We start from the raw sequence: 20,094 nt of genomic DNA, 5'->3' as shown, positions 1-20,094 counted from the left end.
TTCTAACGCTTCATCCTGCCCCGGGAGTCGGGGCCGCCGCCGTCGTGATGGAGAATCTGTCCATGACCAATGACGCTCCACGCCCCGTCTACTTCCTCTCGGACAGCACGGGCATCACCGCGGAAACGCTCGGGAACACCCTGCTGACGCAGTTCCCGGGCAGCAACTTCGACCGCATCACCGTCCCCTTCATCACCACGGCCGAGCAGGCGAAGGCCGTGGTGACGACCATCGACAGCGTTGCCGACGCAGGCCTGCGGCCGCTCGTCTTCTCGACGGCGGTCAGCAGCGAGATCCGCTCCATCCTGGAGACGTGCAAAGCCGCGGTGGTGGACCTGATCGGAGCCCACGTCCCGCAACTGGAGGCTGCCCTCGGCACCCCGGCGAGCGGGGAACCCGGGCGCGCGCACGGACTGGGCAATGCAGCCCGCTACCAGTCGCGGATGGCCGCCGTCGAATACGCCATGGAACACGACGACGGGCAGAGCCTCCGTGCCCTCGAAAAGGCCCAGGTGATCCTGGTTGCCCCCTCCCGCTGTGGCAAGACCCCCACCACTATGTACCTGGCCCTGCAGCACGGTATCTTCGCCGCGAACTTTCCGCTGGTGGACGAGGACTTTGAACGGGAAGGCCTGCCCAAGCCGCTAAGGCCGTTTGTGTCGAAGTGTTTCGGCCTGTCTTCCAACCCGTTGCGCCTGAGCCAGATCCGCACCGAGCGGCGCAGTGGCTCGCCCTATGCTTCGCTGCGGCAGTGCGGCTATGAACTGCGCAGCGCCGAGCAACTCTACATGGCCCATAGGATTCCGTTCCTGAATTCGGCCACAGTATCGGTGGAGGAGATGGCGGCAACCATCCTGCAACGGATGAACCTCAAGCACTAGGAAGGGCCTTGTCTCCCGCCATGTGGTGCAAATCATATGGAAAGAGCCGCCAAGACCTGTCACGGTGGACAGGATTTGCGCCCATAAGGCAGCAAAAGCCACACGGCGACGGGTACACCACTGCCATTAACTGCGAAGGAGCAGCGACATGACACAAGACATCCTCTGGTTCTCAGAGCTCGGACTGAAGGACCTCGACCGGGTGGGCGGAAAGAACGCCTCCCTCGGGGAACTGGTCCAGAACCTGAGTTCAGCCGGGGTCCAGGTCCCGGACGGGTTTGCCACCACCGCGGATGCCTACCGCACCTTCCTTGCGGACTCCGGCCTGGACCAGACGATCGCCGACCGGCTGGTTGGGCTGGACACCGACGATGTCACCGCCCTGGCCGCGGCCGGCCACGACATCCGGGAGCTGATCCGCCAGACGCCCTTCCTCCCCGGTTTCGAAGCGCAGGTCCGGGACTTCTACCAGCAACTGGTGGACAAGCACGGCGGCTCCGACGACCTGTCCTGGGCCGTCCGTTCCAGCGCCACCGCCGAAGACCTTCCGGACGCGTCCTTTGCCGGCCAGCAGGAAACCTTCCTGAACGTCCGCGGCATCGAGAACATCCTGGTGGCCATCAAGGACGTGTTCGCCTCGCTCTACAACGACAGGGCCATTGCCTACCGCGTCCACCACAAGTTCGAGCACGCCGATGTGGCACTCTCGGCCGGCATCCAGCGCATGGTTCGCTCCGACGTCGGGGCCTCCGGCGTCATGTTCACCATGGACACGGAATCCGGCTTCCGCGACGCCGTCTTCGTCACGTCCTCCTACGGCCTCGGTGAGGCTGTGGTCCAGGGCGCCGTCAACCCCGACGAGTTCTACGTCTTCAAGCCCGCGCTGGAAGCCGGGCGGCCCGCGATCCTGAAGCGGGGCCTGGGCGAAAAGGCCCTCCAGATGACCTACACCACCAGCCGCGAGGTGGGCCGCACGGTGGACTTCGTGCCGGTCGAGGAATCCCTGCGGAACCGGTTCAGCCTTAATGACGACGACGTGGAGCAGCTCGCCCGTTATGCCGTCGCCATCGAGAAGCACTACGGCCGCCCCATGGACATCGAATGGGGCAAGGACGGCGTGGACGGCGGCCTGTACATCCTGCAGGCCCGGCCGGAGACCGTGCAGTCCCGCCGCGCCGCCGGCAGCCTCAGCCGCTTCCGCCTCAACGGGACCAGCCGCGTGCTGGCCGAGGGGCGCGCCATCGGCCAGCGCATCGGCGCCGGCAACGTCCGCATCCTCACCGGCATTGAGCAGATGGCCGGGTTCAAGACCGGCGACGTGCTGGTGGCGGACATGACCGATCCCGACTGGGAACCGATCATGAAGCGTGCCGCAGCGATCGTGACCAACCGCGGCGGACGCACGTGCCACGCGGCCATCATCGCCCGCGAACTGGGCATCCCTGCGGTGGTGGGCACCGGGAACGCCACGGAAATCCTCGCCGACGTCCCGGCCGTCACCGTGTCCTGTGCGGACGGCGAAACCGGCGTGATCTACGAGGGGATCCTCGACTTCACCGCCGAGGAAACCGAGATTGCGGAACTGCCGGAGGCCCCGGTCAAAGTCATGATGAACGTGGGCACGCCGGAGCAGGCGTTCACGTTCGCGCAGCTGCCCAACCAGGGTGTGGGCCTTGCTCGGCTGGAGTTCATCATCAACCGCCAGATCGGCGTCCACCCCAAGGCGCTGCTGAACCTGGACGAGCAGCCGGCGGACATCAAGGCCGAAATCAGCGAGCGGATCGCCGCGTACGGCAGCCCGCGCGACTACTACATCAAGCGCCTGGCCGAGGGCGTGTCCATCATCGCCGCGGCCTTCGCCCCGGAGCCGGTCATCGTGCGCATGTCCGACTTCAAGTCCAACGAGTACGCCAACCTCATCGGCGGCCCGGCCTACGAGCCGCACGAAGAGAACCCGATGATCGGTTTCCGTGGCGCCTCGCGGTACCTGGACCCGTCATTCCGCGACTGCTTCGACCTGGAGTGCGAGGCCCTGGCCTACGTCCGCAATGAGATGGGGCTGACCAACGTCAAGCTCATGATCCCGTTCGTGCGGACCCTGGACGAGGCCAGCGGCGTCATCGAGTTGCTCGCTGAAAACGGGCTCAAGCGCGGCGAGAACGGCCTGGAAGTGATCATGATGTGCGAGCTGCCGTCCAACGCCCTGCTCGCCGACCAGTTCCTGGACTACTTCGACGGGTTCTCCATCGGATCCAATGACATGACCCAGCTGACCCTGGGCCTGGACCGAGACTCCGGGATCGTGTCCGGCGGCTTCGATGAGCGGGACCCCGCGGTCAAGAAGCTCCTCAGCATGGCCATCAGCGCCTGCAACGCCCGCGGCAAGTACGTGGGCATCTGCGGCCAAGGACCCAGCGATCACGCGGATTTTGCCGAGTGGCTGGTGGGGGAGGGCATCAGCTCTGTCTCCCTGAACCCGGACACCGTGGTGGACACCTGGCTCCGGCTGACAGGAACGACGGCGGCCGAGCTCACCGCAGTGGGCTGACCCGAACCTAAAGGAAGAGTGATCCGCACGCCGGCGGGCTGACCGGGACCGCAAGGTCCTGGCCAGCCCGTTGCTGTCGGCGGCTGGCAGGACCACGGCCGGCCCCGATGGTTGAACCCAAACCTGGCCGGCCTCCGACCCCTTTTACCCCTCGCACTCCTTGCAGTACTTCTTGCCGTCCTTTTCCCGTGCCAGCTGGCTGCGGTGGTGGACAAGGAAGCAGGACATGCAGGTGAATTCGTCCTGCTGCACAGGGACCACCTGGATCAGCAGCTCCTCGTTGGACAGGTCGGCGCCCGGGAGCTCAAAGCTGTCCGCGAGGTCCGACTCGTCAACGTCGGGGGCAGCCTCCCGCCGTCCCGGCTTCTCAGTCTTCAGCTCCTCCAGGGCGACGTTCGGTTCTTCTTCCGGAGTCACCCGCGGAGCGTCGTAGTCAACTGCCATTGATGCGTTCTCCTGTACGGCTTCTATTGCCCGATTGTTCTGAACAGAGCGGAAACCCTGGCCGGCCCGCAGTTATTCCCGGCCGGGAACTTCCCGGTACGCCATTATGCGGGCAATGCGCACTTCCCGCCACAGGCTCAAGGAGGGACGGGGAACTTCTTTCGGCGTTTATTAAGCCCATCCGGCCAATCGCGAGCATTCGGCCCAGAGCCGGTGCCTGGCTTCCGGGTCCGCGCCCATCCCCGGGGTGGGCAGTTCTTTCCGCTGTGCCCAGAGCTTGCCGGACACTGCGGCTGTCTCCGTTGCCGTCGCCAGCCATAGGGGCGTGTCCGCAGCCTGCTCCGCCGTTTTCCCGAACCTGTTGGTGATCCACCGGAACGGCCCGCCCACGTCCTGCAGCAGCCCGGTGTTCCTGACCAGTCCGGGGTGCACCGCGTTGGCCACGACGCCCGTGCCGCGCAGGCGCTCCGCGAGCTCCTGGGTGAGGAGGACACGGGCCAGCATGCTGGGCGGCGTGGAGCGCAGGTAGCTGTATCTGCCTTCGGCGGTCTGTAGGTCATCAAAGGTGAGCTGCGTATTGCCGTACCTGGAGGCGACGTTCACGATCCGCGCCGATCCTGCCGAGGCTGCGGCCTTTTTCAGGGGTTCCAGCAGGAGGTTGCTGAACAGGAAGTAGGACATGACGTTGGTGGCAAACGTCAGCTCCAGCCCCTCCGCGGTCACATGCCGTTCCTTCCGGAAGACCCCCGCCGCGTTCACCAGCACATCGAGCTGCCCGTAGCGGGCTCGGACCTGGTCCGCCGCCGCCTGGACCGACGATTGCAGGGACACGTCACAGGCAAGGGGCTCCAGCCTGGCCGCCGGGACACGCGCCCGGATATCCGCCACAGCCTCTTCCGCGCGGGCGTAGTTCCGGCCAATCACGACGACGGCGGCGCCTTCCCGGGCGAGGCCGGCGGCAACCGCCTTGGCCAAGCCTCCCGTTGCCCCCGTGACCAGCGCAATCCGGCCATCCATAGATGCCACGGCTACCGCCTCCTGACGCTTCCTACCCCAATCCCAGCACGGATCGCCGGGCGAGGCCATAGCGGGTAAGGCCCGCCTTCGCCTGCGGGGTGCGGTTGTAGGTAGACTGGGCTACCTATCGCTGCTTTGAGGAGTGTTTGTGCCTGCACCGCGTGTTTCCGTACCGCCCCGGCGCCCCGCGCGCCAGCTGCTGCTGGACGCCGCCGCCCGGTTGTTCTATGCCAAAGGGGTGGCCGCCACGGGCATTGACACCATCACCTCGGAAGCGGGGGTGGCGAAGAAAAGCCTCTACAACAACTTCGCCTCCAAGGCCGACCTGGTGGCGGCGTACCTGGAAGCCCGGCACGCGGAATGGCTGGAGCTGTACCGCCGCCGGCTGGAAAACGCCGGGAATCCCCGGGAACGGGTCCTGGCCATCTTCGATGCCTACCTCGACCATGCCAATGCAGCCTATGAGCACGGGTTTCGGGGCTGCGGGCTCCTGAATGCCGCCGCGGAACTCCCGGCCGGGGACCCAGGCCGGGAGGCGGTGCGGCGGCACAAGGAACAGGTCGAGCAACTGCTGGAGGCGCATGTACTCGAGCTGCTGCCCGGAGAGGACGAGCGCGCCGCAGGTCTGGCGCGCCACCTCTCCTTCCTCCTGGAGGGGTCCATGGCCAGGGCGGGGCTCGAAGGCGGGGATGCCCGGCTCAGGGATGCGAGGCTCATTGCTGCCCGGATACTGGAGGACCTGTGAGGGCAAAAGTCGCATCCGCCGACGCGCCACTTTGGGGGGCCCTGTTCGTGGCGGCCGCTTCAGTCCTCTGGGGCACCACCGGAACCGCCGCCACCTTCGCGCCGTCCGTCAGCCCGCTCGCCATCGGTGCCGTGGCCATGGGGATCGGCGGCCTGCTGCAGGCGCTGTATGCCGCCCGATCCATTGCGGCCCAGCGGGGCGGGCTGGTGCAAAGGTGGCAGCTGGTGCTCCTGGCTGCAGCAGCGGTTGCCGTCTATCCCCTTGCCTTCTACAGTTCCATGCGTCTGGCCGGCGTAGCCATCGGAACTGTCGTTTCCATCGGCTCGGCCCCGGTGGCTGCAGCCCTGGTGGAGCGGTTCGCGGACCGCAAGCCGCTGACCCGGCGGTGGATTGCCGGTGCGCTGCTGGGAATGGGCGGCGCGGCCCTGTTGTCCTTCGCGGGCCACGGGCCTGCAGGCCCCGGGCCCGGCCTGGAAGGCGCAGCTTCCGGAGCGCCGGCGGCAGGCATCCTCCTGGGCCTGGTAGCAGGCGGCACCTATGCCTTGTATTCCTGGGCCGCGCACCGGCTGATCAGCGGCGGGATCTCCTCGAGGGCGGCAATGGGAGCGGTGTTCGGGCTTGGAGGGGTGCTGCTGATGCCAGTACTGGCCCTGACGGGCGCCCCGCTGCTGCAATCGTGGATCACCTTCTCCGTGGGGGCCTACATGGCGCTGGTTCCGATGTTCGCCGGCTACGTCCTGTTCGGATGGGGATTGGCCCGGCTGCACGCCAGCACCGCCACCAGCATCTCCCTGCTGGAGACAGTGGTGGCCGCTGTCCTGGCCGTGCTGGTGGTGGGAGAGCGACTACCGGCACTCGGCTGGCTTGGCGCCGCCGTCGTCCTGGCGAGCCTGTTCATCCTGACGCCGCGCACCCCGCGCAACCCTCGGCGCAAAAGGGAACCCGCCCTAGCCGGTGGGCTGTTCCCGCCGCCGGTCCCTGCCTGGGAAGGGCCGGTCCAGGAACACGAAGGCCCCCGCGCCCAGCAGCAAAAGGCCGAGGACGACGGCGGTGGCCGCCTGGCTGCCGATTCCCACCAGGAGGAGGACAAGGCCGGGCAGGCACGCGACTGAGCCGGCGAAGAGCCTGGCCGGGACGCGGCGGGCGGGATAGCCGGAGAGCAGTTCCATGGCCAGGTGGGGATCGTCAGCGATCAGCCGCAATTCCAGCTCGTGAAGCAGCCTCCGCTCCTCTTCGGACATTGGCATTGCATGCCCCTGGGTTCCATGAGACGCGGGTATCGGTACTGACCGTAGGAGCCTTGTCTCACTTAGTCAAGACCTGCCTGGCCGCGTGGCGCTAGGGTGAAGGCATGGCTTTGGGGGAGAACAGCAGTGGCCGGTCCGGCGGACGGAACTGGCGGAGGTTTATGGTGCCGCTGGTCGCGGTGGCCAGCGGCGTGATCGGGACGTTGTTAGTGCGGGCCCCGCGGCAGGACGTGGGCTGGTTTGCCTACGCGCCGCTGGCGAACGGGCCCTTTTCGTCGAACAACCTGGTTTTCATGGACGGCACGGCCAGGCTTGGCTATGCCCTGATCCTGGCCGGACTGCTCCTTCTGGCGTTCTGGGCAGGCTACCGGTTCGCCCTGCGCCGCTCCGGGCGGCAAAGGTAGGCGCCGGCACGAAGCCGGCTATCGCCGTCGTAATTCCGCAAACTCGATGGACGGGACAATGGCGCCCGCGTCCCGCTCCACGAAATTGGTGCCGGGCGGGACGATGTCATCGATGGCGTCCAGCACGTCTTCACCCAGCCGGATGCCCGCGGCGCGCAGGTAGGCGTACAGGTGCTCCTCGTTGCGCGGGCCAATGATCACGCTGCTGATGGCCGGATGGGCCAGGGCAAAGCCGACGGCGAGGTCCACCAGGGGGAGCTCCAGCTTGTCGGCCAGCCGGGCCAGGGCGTCCGCCGCGAGCAGCTTCCGCTCACTGGCGGGGCCGGAGATGTCGTACCTCCCGGGCAGGGAGTGCACGCGGGTGGCCGGCCGGCCGGATTCCAGGACGAAGCTGCCGGACAGCCAACCGCCGGCCAGCGGTCCATAGGCAAGGACACCCAGCCCGTACTGCTGCGCGATGGGCAGCACGTCCCGCTCGTTGCCGCGGACCAGCATCGAGTACGGCACCTGGTTCCCCAGCGGCGGGATCAAGTGGTTAGTGGTGGCCAGCCACTGCGCCTCCACCAGCTGCGCGGGCGTGAAGACGGATGTGCCGTAGTAGAGGATCTTGCCCTGCCGGATCAGGTCATTAAGGGTGGTGATGGTTTCCAGGACGTCGGTGTTGTAGTCGGGCCGGTGCGCCTGGTAGAGGTCAATGCGATCCGTCTGCAGCCGGCGCAGGCTGCCTTCCACTGCCTGGGTGATCCAACGGCGGGAGTTGCCGGAGTGGGCGGGGTTGGCGCTCATCTGCCCATGGAACTTGGTGGCGAGGAAAACATCGTCGCGGCGTCCGCGCAGGGCCCGGCCCACCACCTGCTCGGACTCGCCCTGGGAATAGACGTCGGCGGTGTCGATGGCAGTGATACCTGCGTCCAGCGCGGCGTGGATGATCCGGATGCTTTCCTCGGCGCCGGTGGGAGCCCCCGATGGGCCGCCGGTCCCTTCACCGAAGTTCATGGTGCCCAGTGTGAGCGCGCTGACGGGCGTTCCCGACCGCCCGAAAACCCGCAGTTCGCTGAGGCTCATCCCCGGTCTCCTCCCGTTGCCTTGTTTGCCCTTGGCCCGTCACGAGGCTACCCAGATCCGCCGGCTGCCTGAAGATTCCTGCCTTAGTCCTTCGCTTTTCGACGCACGAAGTAACGCAGGGGGCCGGATGACGTTTTGTGGCGCGCGCGCACCAGCCCGCGATCTCGCTTACCTTGAGGGCTGGCCACCCCCGGCAAAGCCGAGCAGTTCGTGAAGCTGTGCGACTTGATTTATCGGCAGCACCAATGTGAGCGAGTTCCTCACGGAGCTGTCCACCGGCGGCGGCCGCGACGCTGAGTGAGTCTGCCGGCACGCACATTGAGTGCGGCGTGGTGCTGCGCAAGCGCAGCACCACGGTGGCCGGCAGCAGCGAGCGGGCCAGGGAACTGGACGCGCTGGAACAGGACCTGCGCCAGGGGCCGTGCCTCACCGCCCTGGAGAACATGCGTTTCGTTGTCCTGCCCGATGGGGAGACCGACACCCATTGGCCCGAGTACCGGAATGTCCTGGGGGAGAACGGCTGGCACAGCGTGCTGGTGCGTCCCCCTTGCCCCGGACGAAAACCAGAGCGCCGCATTGAACCTTTTGCCGACCATCCCGGCGCAACGCGCACTTCGAGCCGTAGGGCCGGGACGCGGGACGTGTGACACCGTCTGCATTTCGCCTCTGCCCCGCCCTGCAATAATCTGAACCAACGGTTGTGTACGGGGGTGCGAACGCCCGGTACAACAGGCAGCACTGTAAGTTCGATCCCTTCACACCAGACGAGGCGGACACGCATGACGGCTTCAGACCAGCAGCACGCACCACGGCCAGCGACGCCGGCCGATCCACCGGGCCTAGCTCCGGCTGCCGGGGAATCTGCTGCCGGCAGGTCCGCTACAAGTGAACGCGTGGACCCCCACCTGCTCCAGCAGTTGGCCGATGCCCACGGGGTGGGAACCTCATTCCAGGGCTGGGACGGGCTGCCGCACTCGGTGGCCGAGGAAACACTTATCAAGGTTCTGGCTGCCCTGGGCGTCGAGGCCCACACCAACCAGCACATCCAGGAGGCCCTGGCGGACGCGGAACTGGCGCCGTGGCGGCGGATGCTGCCACCCGCCGTCGTAGTCCAGCAGGGCGAGCCGGCGCAGGTCCAGGTGCATGTGCGGGAAGGAGCGGCTGCCAGCCTGGCCATCACGCTGGAAGGCGGGGCCGGGACGCGGGACGCGGAGCAGCAGGACGTCCGGGTGGAGCCCCGCGACGTGGACGGAGTGTCGGTGGGCCGGGCAACCTTCGCGCTCCCACACGACCTGCCGCTGGGCTGGCACACGCTCGTGGCCGAATCTGAAGGCACCACCGCAGCCACCACGCTGGTGGTGGCCCCTGCCCGGCTGGAGACGGCAAAGGAACTGGAGAAGCGCCGCGGCTGGGGCCTGGCAACCCAGCTGTATTCCGTCCGGTCCAAGCGGTCTTGGGGGATCGGCGACTTCTCGGATTTGGCCGACCTGGCCGCGCTGAGCGGTGCCCGCGGCGCCGACTACGTGCTGGTCAACCCGCTGCACGCGGCGGAGCCGGTTCCGCCGGTGCAGCCTTCGCCCTACTCGCCGTCCACCCGGCGGTTCTTCAACCCGCTGTACATCCGGATTGAGGCCGTTCCGGAGCTGGCCTACTTGAAGCCGCGCAGACGTGCCCAGCTGGAAAAACTGCATGAGGAAGTGGCCGGACTCAACAAGGACGGTGAACGGCTGGACCGGAACTCCGTCTACGCCGCCAAGCTGCAAGCACTGGAACTGCTGTACCACACCCGCCGATCGCCGGCCCGGCAGGCAGCGTTCGACGAGTTTTGCCGGATTTCCGGCAGCGGACTCGACGATTTCGCCCTCTGGTCCGCCATCCGCGAGGACCTTGCCCCGGACGACCCGCTCTGGAAGGACCCAGCCACCGCCCTGGGCTCCCCGGAAGCGGAGACCCTCCGGGAGAAGCTGGCTGACCGCATCGGGTTCCACCGCTGGCTGCAGTGGATCTGCGACGAGCAGCTGGAGAGTGCCCAGCAGGCCGCGCTGAGGGCGGGCATGCGGCTGGGCGTGGTCCACGACCTGGCTGTCGGAGTGGACCACAGCAGTGCCGACGCCTGGACTCTCCGGAACGTGCTGGCGCCGGCCACCAGCGTGGGCGCGCCGCCGGACATGTACAACCAGCAGGGCCAGGATTGGGGCCAGCCGCCATGGCACCCCGTCAGGCTTGCTGAAGCCGGCTACCAGCCGTTCCGCAACATGCTCGCCACCGTGCTGCGGCACGCCGGCGGTATCCGCGTGGACCACATCCTGGGCCTGTTCCGGCTCTGGTGGATCCCGGTGGGCAACGCGCCCGGCGACGGCGCCTACGTCCGCTACGACCACGAGGCACTGATCGGCATCCTCGCCCTTGAAGCGCACCGCGCCGGCGCCGTGGTGATCGGCGAGGACCTCGGCACCTTCGAGCCCTGGGTGCGGGACTACCTGGCCGCGCGCGGCATCATGGGCACGTCCATCCTTTGGTTTGAGTACGACGGCGACTCGCCCCTGGCGCCCGAAAAGTACCGTACGCAGGCACTTGCCAGCGTGAATACCCACGACCTTCCGCCCACCGCCGGCTACCTTGCCGGCGACCATGTGGCCCTGCGGAGCCGGCTTGGCCTGCTGGAACGCTCCGAAGCCGAAGAACGGGCCGAGCACAACGCGTCCCTGGAAAAGATGCTCGCGATGCTGCGGGAACGGGGCTACCTTCCGGAGGGCGGGGCCGCTGGTTCCGTGGCAGGATCACCCGGTTCCGAGGAGCGCACCATCGAGGCGCTGCACCTGCTACTCACGCAGACTCCGTCCGTCCTGCTGGGCGTGGCTCTTGTGGACGCAGTAGGGGAGCGGCGCGTGCAGAACCAACCCGGGACTACCGAGGCACTCTACCCGAACTGGCAGGTTCCACTGGGCGGGCCGGACGGCAGTCCTGTTTTCCTTGATGACCTCCCCGCGAACGCTCGATTCAACAGCCTGCTCGCGGCGGTAGAGGAGGCTCTCCACGGCTGAACAACCCTGAGGAGGGCGCCATGAATCCCCACCCGTCCCCCGACCTCGCAAGCTCGGCCAGGGACCCCGACGGGCGTGGGCCCACGCTGGTGGTTGGCGGCACAGGCTTCCTGGGAAGCCAGGTGGCCACTGAGCTGCTGAAGCGGGGGAAACAGGTGCGCGCCCTGGTCCGGCCAGGTTCGGATGCGTCCAGGCTGGAGGCAGCCGGCGCCGACATCGCCCGGGGCGACATGATGGACCCGGACTCGCTTGACCGTGCCATGGCCGGCGCGGATGCAGTGGTGACCTCGGCCGCCGGCTACACCAGGCATTCCAAGGGGGATACGCCCGATATCGACACGAAGGGCAACTCCAACCTCGCCGAGGCCGCCCGCCGCGCGGGTGTCCGCCGGTTCGTCCTCACCAGTATCCTCACCTGCGACCAGACTCCCGAGGTCCCGCACTTCTGGCACAAGAAGCTCATGGAGGACAGGCTCGAGCAGCTTGGTGTTCCCTTCGTCGCGTTGCGTCCCGGCGCCTTCCTGGACCAGGTCACCCGGTTCGGCGGGGACCCGATCACCAAGGGCAAGCTCATGTGGATGGGCTCGCCCCGCATCCCCACCACGTTCGTGCTGACCCCGGACCTCGCCGGCTACCTGGCAGAAGCCGTGGACGCTCCCGGCATTGACGGGCAGCGGATCGACATCGGCTGGGACCGTCCGCTCGGCATGCAGGACGTCGCAGAGATCGCGGGACGCCTGCAGGCAAACCCATCAAGGTCCGCTCCGTCCCCATGCCGGTCCTGAAGACGGCGGAATTGGTAGTGGGCCGCTTCAATCCGATGGTGAAGGACCTCGCGGCCATGATCACCTGGTTCCAGACCGGGCGCTATGTCGCCGACACCACGCGCCAGGCTGAGGTGTTCGGGCCGCCACCAGCAGCCGAAGACGCCGTCCGCCGGCTCATCGGCATCCTGGGGCACCCCGTCAAGGGTTGACCGGGAACGGGAAGGGCCCCTCGCCCCGTCCCAAACTTGGGAACAAGGCAAGGGGCCCTCCTGACTGACGGGCGCTAACCCGCCGTGATCACGTGGTTGAAGTGGTCATAGCGGAAGGTGACCGGGCCGCCGTCGTGCTCAAAGGCGATGTTGGCCCCAGGGGAGGCGCCGCCCGCCCCGTAGCTGATGTCCCAGGAACGGTTCAGCGCCGCCTTGAACTCGTAGCTTCCGGCGGCCAGGTCCGGAACGCTTAGCTTCCACACCAGGTCTGCCGGGTCCAGCACCAGCTGGGCCTGGTCACAGGCTGGCTCCCAGTCGGCAGCACAGCCAAGCTCGCTGTTCATGCTGCCGGCAGCGGCCACTGCTCCGGGCTGCTGGGAGGCGTAGACCGCGCCTAGGACGTGGGTCCCGTTGTCGTAGCGGAACGTCACCGGCCCGCCGGGGTGGTCCAGAACGAGGTTCGGGCCGTTGAATTGGCCGCCGTCACCGTAGTTTTCATCCCAGCCGCCGTTCAACGCCGCCTTGTACTCGTACTTGCCTGCCGGCAGGTCCACCGTCAGGCGCCAGATGTTGTCTGCCGGGTCCAGGGTCATCATGGCCTGGCTGCAGGAAGGCTGCCATGCTTCGGCGCAGCCCATCGCCTGGTTCAGCGAGCCGGCAACGGTGACTGAGTCGGGCTGCGGGGCCTCGCCCACAGTGACTGTGCGCACCTCGCTGGCGACAGTGAAGCCGGGGCCGCTCATCGAAGCGCGGTACTTTACCTCGGTGCCGTCCGCCAGGCTGGAGACATCGTCCGTCGCGGAGTACACCGGCGAAGAATTATCAGACCCGACGGCCGTCCACTCGCCGCCCGCCACGCTGCGCTCAAAAGAGACAGTGTGGCTGGCTTTCTCAGGATCGGCTGTGGCGCTGAGTTCCACCATGCCCTTGACGCTGCTGCCTTCTTCGGGTTTCTGCAGCGTGAGAACGGGTGCCGGGACGCTGGCCGAGAGCGCCTGGCTGGTGGCTGTGTGGCCGCCATTGTCCAGGACGGTGGCGCGGTACTCCACCGCGGTGCCGGCGTCCAAGGCCGCGACGTCATGGAATACCTGGTAGGGAGCAGTGTCATCAGTGCCGATCGGTTCCCATGTGCCGCCCGCTGTTCTCGCTTCGAAGGTGACCTCGTAGAACGAGGAACCGTCGACGTCGGCCGTCACGTTAAGTCGGCCATTGTCACCGAGTGCCGCCGCAGGTTCCTGGAGCACGACGGTGGGCGCGGCCTTCGAGTGCGGGATGCGGCCCGAGGACTGGTAGACCACGGCGGACAACGGCGGGACGGTGACGGTAAGCTTCCCGTCCTCCGACGTCTTGGCTTCAGCTGCCGCATTGCCGTAGATGCGGGTGTAGTTGCGCTTGGCGATATAGGTAGGAACCTCGGCAGTTTGCGGCTGCTCACTGTTGTTCAGCGCCACAACGTATTCCCGCTGGTCTTCCGCGTCTATGCGGGAAAAGGCGTAGATGCCTGCACCCTCGGACGCGTGGCGGTGCTGGTGAGCGCCGTCGCGGAGGGCGGGGTGCTCCTTGGTCAGTGCCGCCAGTTCGCTGATCTTCGCGTACAGCGGGTGTCCGGTGTTGAAGTTGTCCTCCGCATGGGTGGCATCAGTTCCCAGCAGGTCATCGTCCAGGTATTCCGGCACCTTGCTCGCGAACAGGGTCTGCCGCGCGTCCTGGTCTCCGCCGGGGCCGGTGAAGCCCTGCTCGTCGCCGTAGTAGATCACGGGGTTGCCGCGGGAGAAGTACATCAGCTCGTGGGCAAGCCGGTCACGGGCCACCTGCTCCGCGTCGCCCGAGCCCGGGTTGTCGGCGGCGATGAAGCTGCCAATGCGGCCCATATCGTGATTACCCAGGAACGTGGGCAGTTGATAGACGTTGGAGTCGGCGTCCGTGTACCAGTCATCGCCCGCAAAGAACGTCGCCAGGTTCCGGGTGTCCTGGCTCTTGGAGGCGAAGTTGCGGGCTGCGTCCTGGAACGGGAAGTCCAGTACGGCCTGCATCTGGTTCCGGGTGGTGAATTGCGAGGTGAAGCTCTTGGTAGTGTCGAAGACCTCGCCGAACATGAAGAATTCTTCCTTGCCCTGTTCCTTCGCGTAGGTGAGGACGTCCGGGCCGAATTCCTGCCAAAACTCGTTGTTGACGTGCTTCATGGTGTCGATCCGGAAACCGTCCACGCCGAAGTCACCGATCCACGTTTTGTAGATGTCCTTCATGCCCTCCACCACCGTGGGATGCTCCGTGAAGAGATCATCAAGGCCGAAGAAGTCGCCGTAGTAGGCGTCCTCACCCACGAAGGTGGTGTCGCCGCGGTTGTGGTAAAGGGTGGGGTCGTTCAGCCAGGCCGGAACCTTCAGGTCCTTTTCGTCCTCGTCCAGGACGGGCACGTAGGGGAAGGAGGTGGCGGCGTCCAGATCCGGGAAGTCGCCTGTGCCGGCGTAGTCGCGGTCATCGAATTCCTGGCCGTCCGCCGTCCTGTAAGGGACTGCATCCTTGGAGACGTAGCCCTTGCGCGCACCTTCCTGGTAGCCGATGACGTCCGCCGTGTGGTTGGTGATGATGTCGAAGTAGACCTTCATGCCGCGGGCGTGGGCAGCGTCGATGAGGGCCTTGAGTTCGTCGTTGGTGCCAAGGTGGGGATCGATCTGGGTGAAGTCGGTAATCCAGTAGCCGTGGTAGCCCGCGGATTTGTCCTCGGGCTGGACGGCCTTGTTCTTAAAGCTGGGGGTGAGCCAGATGGACGTGGTGCCGAGTCCCTGGATGTAGTCGATCTTGTTGAGGAGCCCGGCCAGGTCGCCGCCGTTGTAGAACCCCTTCCTGGCCGGATCGAAGCCCGAGACCATGGGATCGGGGCCAAGCCCGCCCTGGTCGTTGGCGGTGCTGCCGTTGCTGAAGCGGTCGGCCATGACGAAATAGAAGTTCTCGTCGGTGACCGGGGCCCGGAGCGAGTGGAGGGCTGATGACGCTCCCGGGTTCTTTGGGCCCTCTTTGGTGCCCGGTGTGGCGGCTGCGGGAAGGATTGCTGCGGATACGGTAATGGCTGCTGCAACCAGTCCTGCCGCGGAGCGGAAGCCCGCCGTCCGGAGGGTGGACGGAACCGTTCCTGTTCGTGGTGATCGTTTCTGCCTGGTGGTTCTGGCGCGCGACAAGGCGCTGTTAGGGGTGCGGGATGTCAAGGGGTGAGACCTTCCTGGTGTAGCGGCGCTGCTGTACAGGTTTGCCGGAGGCAGGGCGTGCTGCATGATCCAGGTTCACAAGGCAGCATCACCCTGTGAACCACGTCACAACTGTAAGCGCTTGCACCAAATAACTCCAGCGTTTGGGTAATGCCCGTTGCGGGCCCCGGAAGCTCTGGCTAAAGGTCTTAGCCAGCCAGGATGAGGGCTGTGGGTGAGGGCGTCCGGACGTCATGGAGCAGGGGGCCCGGCAGCCCTGTGACAGGATCCAGGGCGAACGTGGCCACGTTGTCCGACCGTTCATGGGCCACGTGGAGCCAGTTGTCCCTCACCAGGTGGTGCCGCGGCCAGTCGCCGCCGCTCCCCATGTCCTGGACCGGCAGGAGTTCCGTTCCGCCGCCGGCAACCTCTAAAGTGCTGATGATGTTGGTGCCGCGGACACCTACATAGGCGTAGCCGCCGTCCTTTCCCAGGCAGATCTCGGCCGCGGAGTCTCCGGACTGGCTGCCGCCGGACGTAGCCGGTCCGCGGAACACCAGTTCAAAGGTCCCGGCTTCAGGCCGGACGATAAAGACCTCAACGGAGTATTCAGAGACGACGAAGACGTTGCCGCTGGCATGCTGCACCAAGTGGCGGGGACCGCTGCCGAACGCCAGTGCCACCTCATGGTCGGCAACAAGCCCTGTCCCCGGGATGTAGTTCCAGACACGGAGGGTGTCATGGCCAAGATCGGTGGTCATGATGCGGCCGTCCTGGAGCATCAGGCTGGCGTGCGCCCGGCTTGGCCGGGGCTGGCCCGGGGACAGGCTCGCATGCGGGTCCGCCGATGGCGGGGACGCAAACCGCCCGGTTATGCCGCCGTCGGAATCCAGTTCATACAGGAGGACCTGGCCATCACCCCAGCAGGCAGCGGTTACGAAGCGGCCCCGCCGGTCGACGGCCACATGGCAGGTGGCCTCACCGGCGGGCTGCGGCGGGCCGAGCGGCTCCAGGCCAAAAGCGCCGGTCCGGCGGTATGCCTGGACCATCTTGCGCTGCTCAGCCACCGCGTAGACGACCGGAAGGGTTGGGTGCACGGCAATGAAGGACGGGGACTGCGCCTGCACGGCCGTGCCCAGCCACTCCAGGCTGCCGTCCTCATGGGCGCGGAGGGCGCCGATGCCCTCGGCCCGGCCGTCTCCGTCCGGTGTGTAGGTGCCGGTCCAGATGATGGTGTCGCTAGTGGCGGAGGTCATGCTTCCATCCTGCCAAGAATTTTGTTCCCTCCGTGGTGACGCGGCCTCAGCTAGCATGGAATTTCCAGTCTCGGCAGGAGGAGGTGGGTCCGATCAACGTGTTACCTGTTTCGGGTTCATCCTGGTGCTGCTGTCCGGGCCGTTTGGCCTGACTTGTGCGTGCAGGGTGACCACCGGCACACCGAAAGGCGTTCCCATGCCACCTGCTGAATGGTTTCCTGCTCCTCCTGAATCACCTCCCGCTTCCCTGACTCTTGCTGGGGTTGTCGCCGCCTTGCGGGGCGCCGGCTGCGTTTTTGCTGAGGAGGAGGCCCGGCTCCTTGTGGCCGAATCTTCCAGCCCTAAGGAACTGGCCCGTAGGGTGGAGCGGCGCTGCGCCGGTATCCCGCTTGAATACGTCCTGGGCTGGGCCGGGTTCTCCGGCCGGCGGATCGAAGTAGGACCAGGCGTCTTTGTGCCCCGCCGCCGGACCGAGTTGCTTGTCCAGGTGGCGTTGGAACTGCTTGCCGTGGCCGGCCATCCTCCGTCCAGCACCGCTGCATCCAGTGTCGTGGTCGATCTCTGTTGCGGGTCCGGGGCGGTAGGTGCCGCCCTGCTGGCTGTATACCCAAACCTGGAACTCCACGCCGCCGATCTCGATCCCGCTGCAGTGGAATGCGCCCTGCGGAACGTCGGGCCGCTGGGCGGCCAGGTGCACGAGGGAGACTTGTTTGATGCCCTTCCCGTTTCGCTCCGCGACCGCGTGCACGTGCTTGCAGCGAACGCCCCATACGTGCCCAGCGATGCCATTACGACCATGCCTCCGGAGGCCCGGCTTCACGAACCCCGCCTTTCCCTCGACGGCGGGGCGGATGGGCTGGACATCCAGCGCCTTGTGGCTGCCTCCGCTCCCGGATGGCTTGGTCACGGAGGGCATCTGATCATTGAGACCAGCGAGCAGCAGGCAGCAGGAACGGCATCAATCGTTGCGGCGGCTGGCCTTGCTGCCAGGACCGTTCGATCGGAAGAACTGGACGGCACGGTAGTTATCGGGACCAAAGCGACCTAGCACCGCCCTGACATGACACCGTTGCTAACCTGGCTCCGCCACAGGGGACCCGGTCGCTAAGTGGGCAGGCGGGGGGGCGAAGTGGACAGAGCAGGGGAGGGGCGCCCCTAGGCAGAGGGACGGACCGGAGGGCCCGGATCATTCCCGGGGGTAGGGGAGTGGTGGCGGTTTGAAGTAGTGGTTTTGCAGTGCCTTTTGGTGGGGGTCGATGTGGGGCGGAGGGATGAAGGTTGGCGTGCCGTGCGGGGTGGCGATTCTCCATTGTTCTTTATGAATGAGGTGGTGGTGGTAGCTGCAGAGCAGGACGCCGTTGTTGGTGGTGGTTTCGCCGCCGTGTGACCAATAGGTGATGTGGTGGGCTTCGCACCAGGGCGCGGGGATGGTGCAGTTGGGGAAGGCGCAGCCTTGGTCGCGGGCCGTGAGGGCCAGGCGCTGGGCCGAGGTGAAGAGACGTGTTTTCCGTCCGAGGTCCAGGATTTCGCCGTGGGCGCCCAGGACAGCCGGGATGATGTCGGCGTCGCAGGCTATTTTGCGCAGGGTGGTGGCGGCGATTGGTCCGGTGAAGGCGAAGTTTCCGGTTCCGGGGCGGTCGGGCGTCGCCTGCTCAGCGTTCCGCGTGCTGGCGGGGAAGAGGTCCCGGTAGTTGATGGTGGCGATGATCTGGGGGCGGTTGCCGCCTGTGATGGGCAACTGGTTGGTGGTCAGGCCTGCTTTGATGGCGGAGACAAGCCCGTCGAGCTGTTGTTGGGGGCGCGTGCGCCGGTCCGGGTTGATGTCAGGGTCCCGGTGCGGGTCCACGGTGGCATCCGGGTTGTCTGCCGGGGCGTGAGGCTGGCTGCTGCACGTGAGGTTTTCCATTGGCTGGCCGGTGCTGATGCCGCTGCTGGCGCCGCTGCTGGTGCTGGTGTTGGGGGTGGTGGTGCGGGGGTTGGTGGCGGTGTTCATGACGGTGGCGAGGTATTCGTACTGGTCCGTGGTGGCGAAGATTTCGAGGTGGTGCAGGCCGTGACGGGGCTTGCGGATGAATGCGCCCTGGGTGTGGCGAAGGGCTTCTTCTGTGGGCTCGGTACCGTCGGCGTCGATGGTGTCGGCCCAGCGGTGGGCCAGCCGGGCGAGGAAGTCGGGGTCGGCGGTCCTGGCGGCGGTGGTGAGATGGTGTTCGATGTGCTCGAGGGTTTCCTGCGTGGTGTGGTGCTGAAGCCGGTCGAGGGTGGCGGTGATGATGGTCGCGGCGTGTGAGGATACCGCAGGTGCTGCAGCTTCGCTGCCTTGGGGAGCGAGGGCGGCGGCGAGGTGGATGCGCAACGGCGGGACGGGTTGTCCGGTGAGGGTGCTGGCTGACAGGACCTGGTGGGCGAGGGCAAGGCGGCGGCGGGCCTCGCGGATGGGGATGCGGAGCCTGAGCCTAAGGAACTCGGCGGTGTTCCGGCAGCCATCGTTGGCCGGGAACGTGGACGTCACCTGCTGATCCTGATGCCCGGCGGCAGGTACGGGACTGGTGGGGGCGGGCCAGTTGGCGTCGGTTTCGTTCAGTGTCTCGACGCCGTGGGCGTCCCAGCCAGTAACCCAGCCCTGGCCCGGTCTACCCGTTGTTGCCGCGCTGGTGCGGGCCCTGTTGGTTCGGGCGGCCGTGGCGGCGGCGATGGCCTGGGTGCGTGTGCGGTCCACGGCACCGGCGGACTGGATTTGCAATGACTCCACACGCCGGGAAAGTTCCTCAATCTGGGCCGCGTAATGGGCCGCGTCTGCATAGTCCACGGCTGTCAGGCACTCGGGTGCCGCGGCAGCAGCCGCCGCGAGCAGTGCACCGATTGCGGCCAGCCCCAGCGGGTCTTCAGCCGGGAGGGCAACCGAATCACTACCTGCCGCCCCAGTGTCTGCCGCCCCAGTGTCTGCCGCACCCGTGCCTGCCGCGCCGGTGCCTGCCGCGCTTGAGTCCGAGTGGTCAGTGGGAGCCGGGCGGGCGGGAAGGTGACTCAGCCGCCCGGGCGGAGCGCCGGCGTCGTGCTTATCAAACGGGCGGCGGCCCCGCGGCACAACCCGCGGAAGAGTGCCGGCAGTGCTGCCGAACTCTGCAAGCTGCGCCCCAATGGCCTCCATGGGACAACTCTCCCAAAGACCACCGACAAAATAGCCAGCCCGAAAGGCTATGTGGAAAACCCGCTAAAAAGGGGTCGCCTGGCGTTCGGAATGGCGGTGGGAAGCCAAGCGATCAAGGTGGGCGAGGCGGGTCC

16 protein-coding genes and 1 pseudogene are annotated in these 20,094 nt (G+C 66.7%); 10 read left to right on the top strand and 7 right to left on the bottom strand.

Annotation, left to right across the window (positions count from 1 at the left end):
- Positions 1-62 precede the first annotated feature (62 nt).
- Together AC5RTT_RS05495 and ppsA are read left to right on the top strand one after the other, a co-directional pair.
- A complete protein-coding gene (locus AC5RTT_RS05495) occupies positions 63-881 on the top strand; it encodes a pyruvate, water dikinase regulatory protein (protein ID WP_494011783.1) in 819 nt (272 codons plus the stop codon).
- Positions 882-1,029: 148 nt separating this feature from the next.
- Positions 1,030-3,429: a phosphoenolpyruvate synthase gene (gene ppsA / locus AC5RTT_RS05490; RefSeq protein WP_494144345.1), complete on the top strand. Its 2,400-nt coding sequence runs from the start codon at positions 1,030-1,032 to the stop codon at positions 3,427-3,429.
- A 144-nt stretch (positions 3,430-3,573) separates the two neighbouring features.
- Here ppsA and AC5RTT_RS05485 read toward each other — a convergent pair whose 3' ends face one another.
- Together AC5RTT_RS05485 and AC5RTT_RS05480 are read right to left on the bottom strand one after the other, a co-directional pair.
- Positions 3,574-3,873 carry a DUF4193 domain-containing protein gene (locus AC5RTT_RS05485; RefSeq protein WP_494011781.1) on the bottom strand — a complete coding sequence of 100 codons (300 nt, stop codon included), beginning with the start codon at positions 3,871-3,873 and terminating at the stop codon, positions 3,574-3,576.
- A 171-nt stretch (positions 3,874-4,044) separates the two neighbouring features.
- Positions 4,045-4,890, bottom strand: coding sequence for an SDR family NAD(P)-dependent oxidoreductase (locus AC5RTT_RS05480; RefSeq protein ID WP_494144373.1), 846 nt, complete (start codon positions 4,888-4,890; stop codon positions 4,045-4,047).
- A gap of 148 nt (positions 4,891-5,038) precedes the next feature.
- Between AC5RTT_RS05480 and AC5RTT_RS05475 the strand changes: the two genes are divergently transcribed.
- Together AC5RTT_RS05475 and AC5RTT_RS05470 are read left to right on the top strand one after the other, a co-directional pair.
- On the top strand, positions 5,039-5,635 hold the full coding sequence (locus tag AC5RTT_RS05475) for a TetR/AcrR family transcriptional regulator (RefSeq protein ID WP_494144344.1): 597 nt from the start codon (positions 5,039-5,041) through the stop codon (positions 5,633-5,635).
- On the top strand, positions 5,632-6,747 hold the full coding sequence (locus tag AC5RTT_RS05470) for a DMT family transporter (RefSeq protein WP_494144343.1): 1,116 nt from the start codon (positions 5,632-5,634) through the stop codon (positions 6,745-6,747). Before AC5RTT_RS05475 ends, AC5RTT_RS05470 begins: the two co-directional genes overlap by 4 nt.
- Here AC5RTT_RS05470 and AC5RTT_RS05465 read toward each other — a convergent pair.
- Positions 6,703-6,876: pseudogene (locus AC5RTT_RS05465) on the bottom strand (DUF3040 domain-containing protein); the annotation flags it as partial. The gene AC5RTT_RS05470 and the pseudogene AC5RTT_RS05465 overlap by 45 nt on opposite strands.
- 110 nt (positions 6,877-6,986) lie before the next feature.
- Between AC5RTT_RS05465 and AC5RTT_RS05460 the strand changes: the two are divergent.
- Positions 6,987-7,286 carry a hypothetical protein gene (locus AC5RTT_RS05460; RefSeq protein WP_494144342.1) on the top strand — a complete coding sequence of 100 codons (300 nt, stop codon included), beginning with the start codon at positions 6,987-6,989 and terminating at the stop codon, positions 7,284-7,286.
- A gap of 18 nt (positions 7,287-7,304) precedes the next feature.
- On the opposite strand, the gene AC5RTT_RS05455 is transcribed toward AC5RTT_RS05460, so the two are convergent.
- On the bottom strand, positions 7,305-8,351 hold the full coding sequence (locus AC5RTT_RS05455) for an aldo/keto reductase (protein WP_494144341.1): 1,047 nt from the start codon (positions 8,349-8,351) through the stop codon (positions 7,305-7,307).
- A 329-nt stretch (positions 8,352-8,680) separates the two neighbouring features.
- Between AC5RTT_RS05455 and AC5RTT_RS05450 the strand changes: the two genes are divergently transcribed.
- The 4 genes from AC5RTT_RS05450 to AC5RTT_RS05435 all read left to right on the top strand — a co-directional run bounded on the left by AC5RTT_RS05450 (position 8,681) and on the right by AC5RTT_RS05435 (position 12,371).
- Entirely contained in the window at positions 8,681-8,998 is a 318-nt protein-coding gene (locus AC5RTT_RS05450; protein WP_494144340.1) for a hypothetical protein, read from the top strand.
- Positions 8,999-9,130: 132 nt separating this feature from the next.
- Positions 9,131-11,395, top strand: a complete 2,265-nt coding sequence (gene malQ, locus AC5RTT_RS05445; protein ID WP_494144339.1) for a 4-alpha-glucanotransferase — start codon at positions 9,131-9,133, stop codon at positions 11,393-11,395.
- A gap of 20 nt (positions 11,396-11,415) precedes the next feature.
- On the top strand, positions 11,416-12,180 hold the full coding sequence (locus AC5RTT_RS05440) for an SDR family oxidoreductase (RefSeq protein WP_494144338.1): 765 nt from the start codon (positions 11,416-11,418) through the stop codon (positions 12,178-12,180).
- Positions 12,168-12,371, top strand: coding sequence for a hypothetical protein (locus AC5RTT_RS05435; protein ID WP_494144337.1), 204 nt, complete (start codon positions 12,168-12,170; stop codon positions 12,369-12,371). Before AC5RTT_RS05440 ends, AC5RTT_RS05435 begins: the two co-directional genes overlap by 13 nt.
- A 74-nt stretch (positions 12,372-12,445) precedes the next feature.
- Here AC5RTT_RS05435 and AC5RTT_RS05430 read toward each other — a convergent pair whose 3' ends face one another.
- Positions 12,446-15,577: an alpha-amylase family glycosyl hydrolase gene (locus tag AC5RTT_RS05430; RefSeq protein WP_494144336.1), complete on the bottom strand. Its 3,132-nt coding sequence runs from the start codon at positions 15,575-15,577 to the stop codon at positions 12,446-12,448.
- Positions 15,578-15,765: 188 nt separating this feature from the next.
- Complete coding sequence (locus AC5RTT_RS05425; RefSeq protein ID WP_494144335.1) at positions 15,766-16,812, bottom strand: lactonase family protein; 1,047 nt, start codon at positions 16,810-16,812, stop codon at positions 15,766-15,768.
- Between the two features lie 274 nt (positions 16,813-17,086).
- Here AC5RTT_RS05425 and AC5RTT_RS05420 point away from each other — a divergent pair, with 274 nt between their 5' ends.
- Positions 17,087-17,860, top strand: a complete 774-nt coding sequence (locus AC5RTT_RS05420; RefSeq protein ID WP_494144372.1) for a putative protein N(5)-glutamine methyltransferase — start codon at positions 17,087-17,089, stop codon at positions 17,858-17,860.
- 138 nt (positions 17,861-17,998) lie between these two features.
- On the opposite strand, the gene AC5RTT_RS05415 is transcribed toward AC5RTT_RS05420, so the two are convergent.
- A complete protein-coding gene (locus tag AC5RTT_RS05415) occupies positions 17,999-19,960 on the bottom strand; it encodes an HNH endonuclease signature motif containing protein (protein ID WP_494144334.1) in 1,962 nt (653 codons plus the stop codon).
- Positions 19,961-20,094 lie beyond the last annotated feature (134 nt).

The sequence above is a fragment of the Arthrobacter sp. Y3221157 genome, from assembly GCF_059089865.1.
The sequence above is the reverse complement of the archived record's forward strand: the minus strand, read 5'-3'. Positions and strand labels throughout refer to the sequence as shown.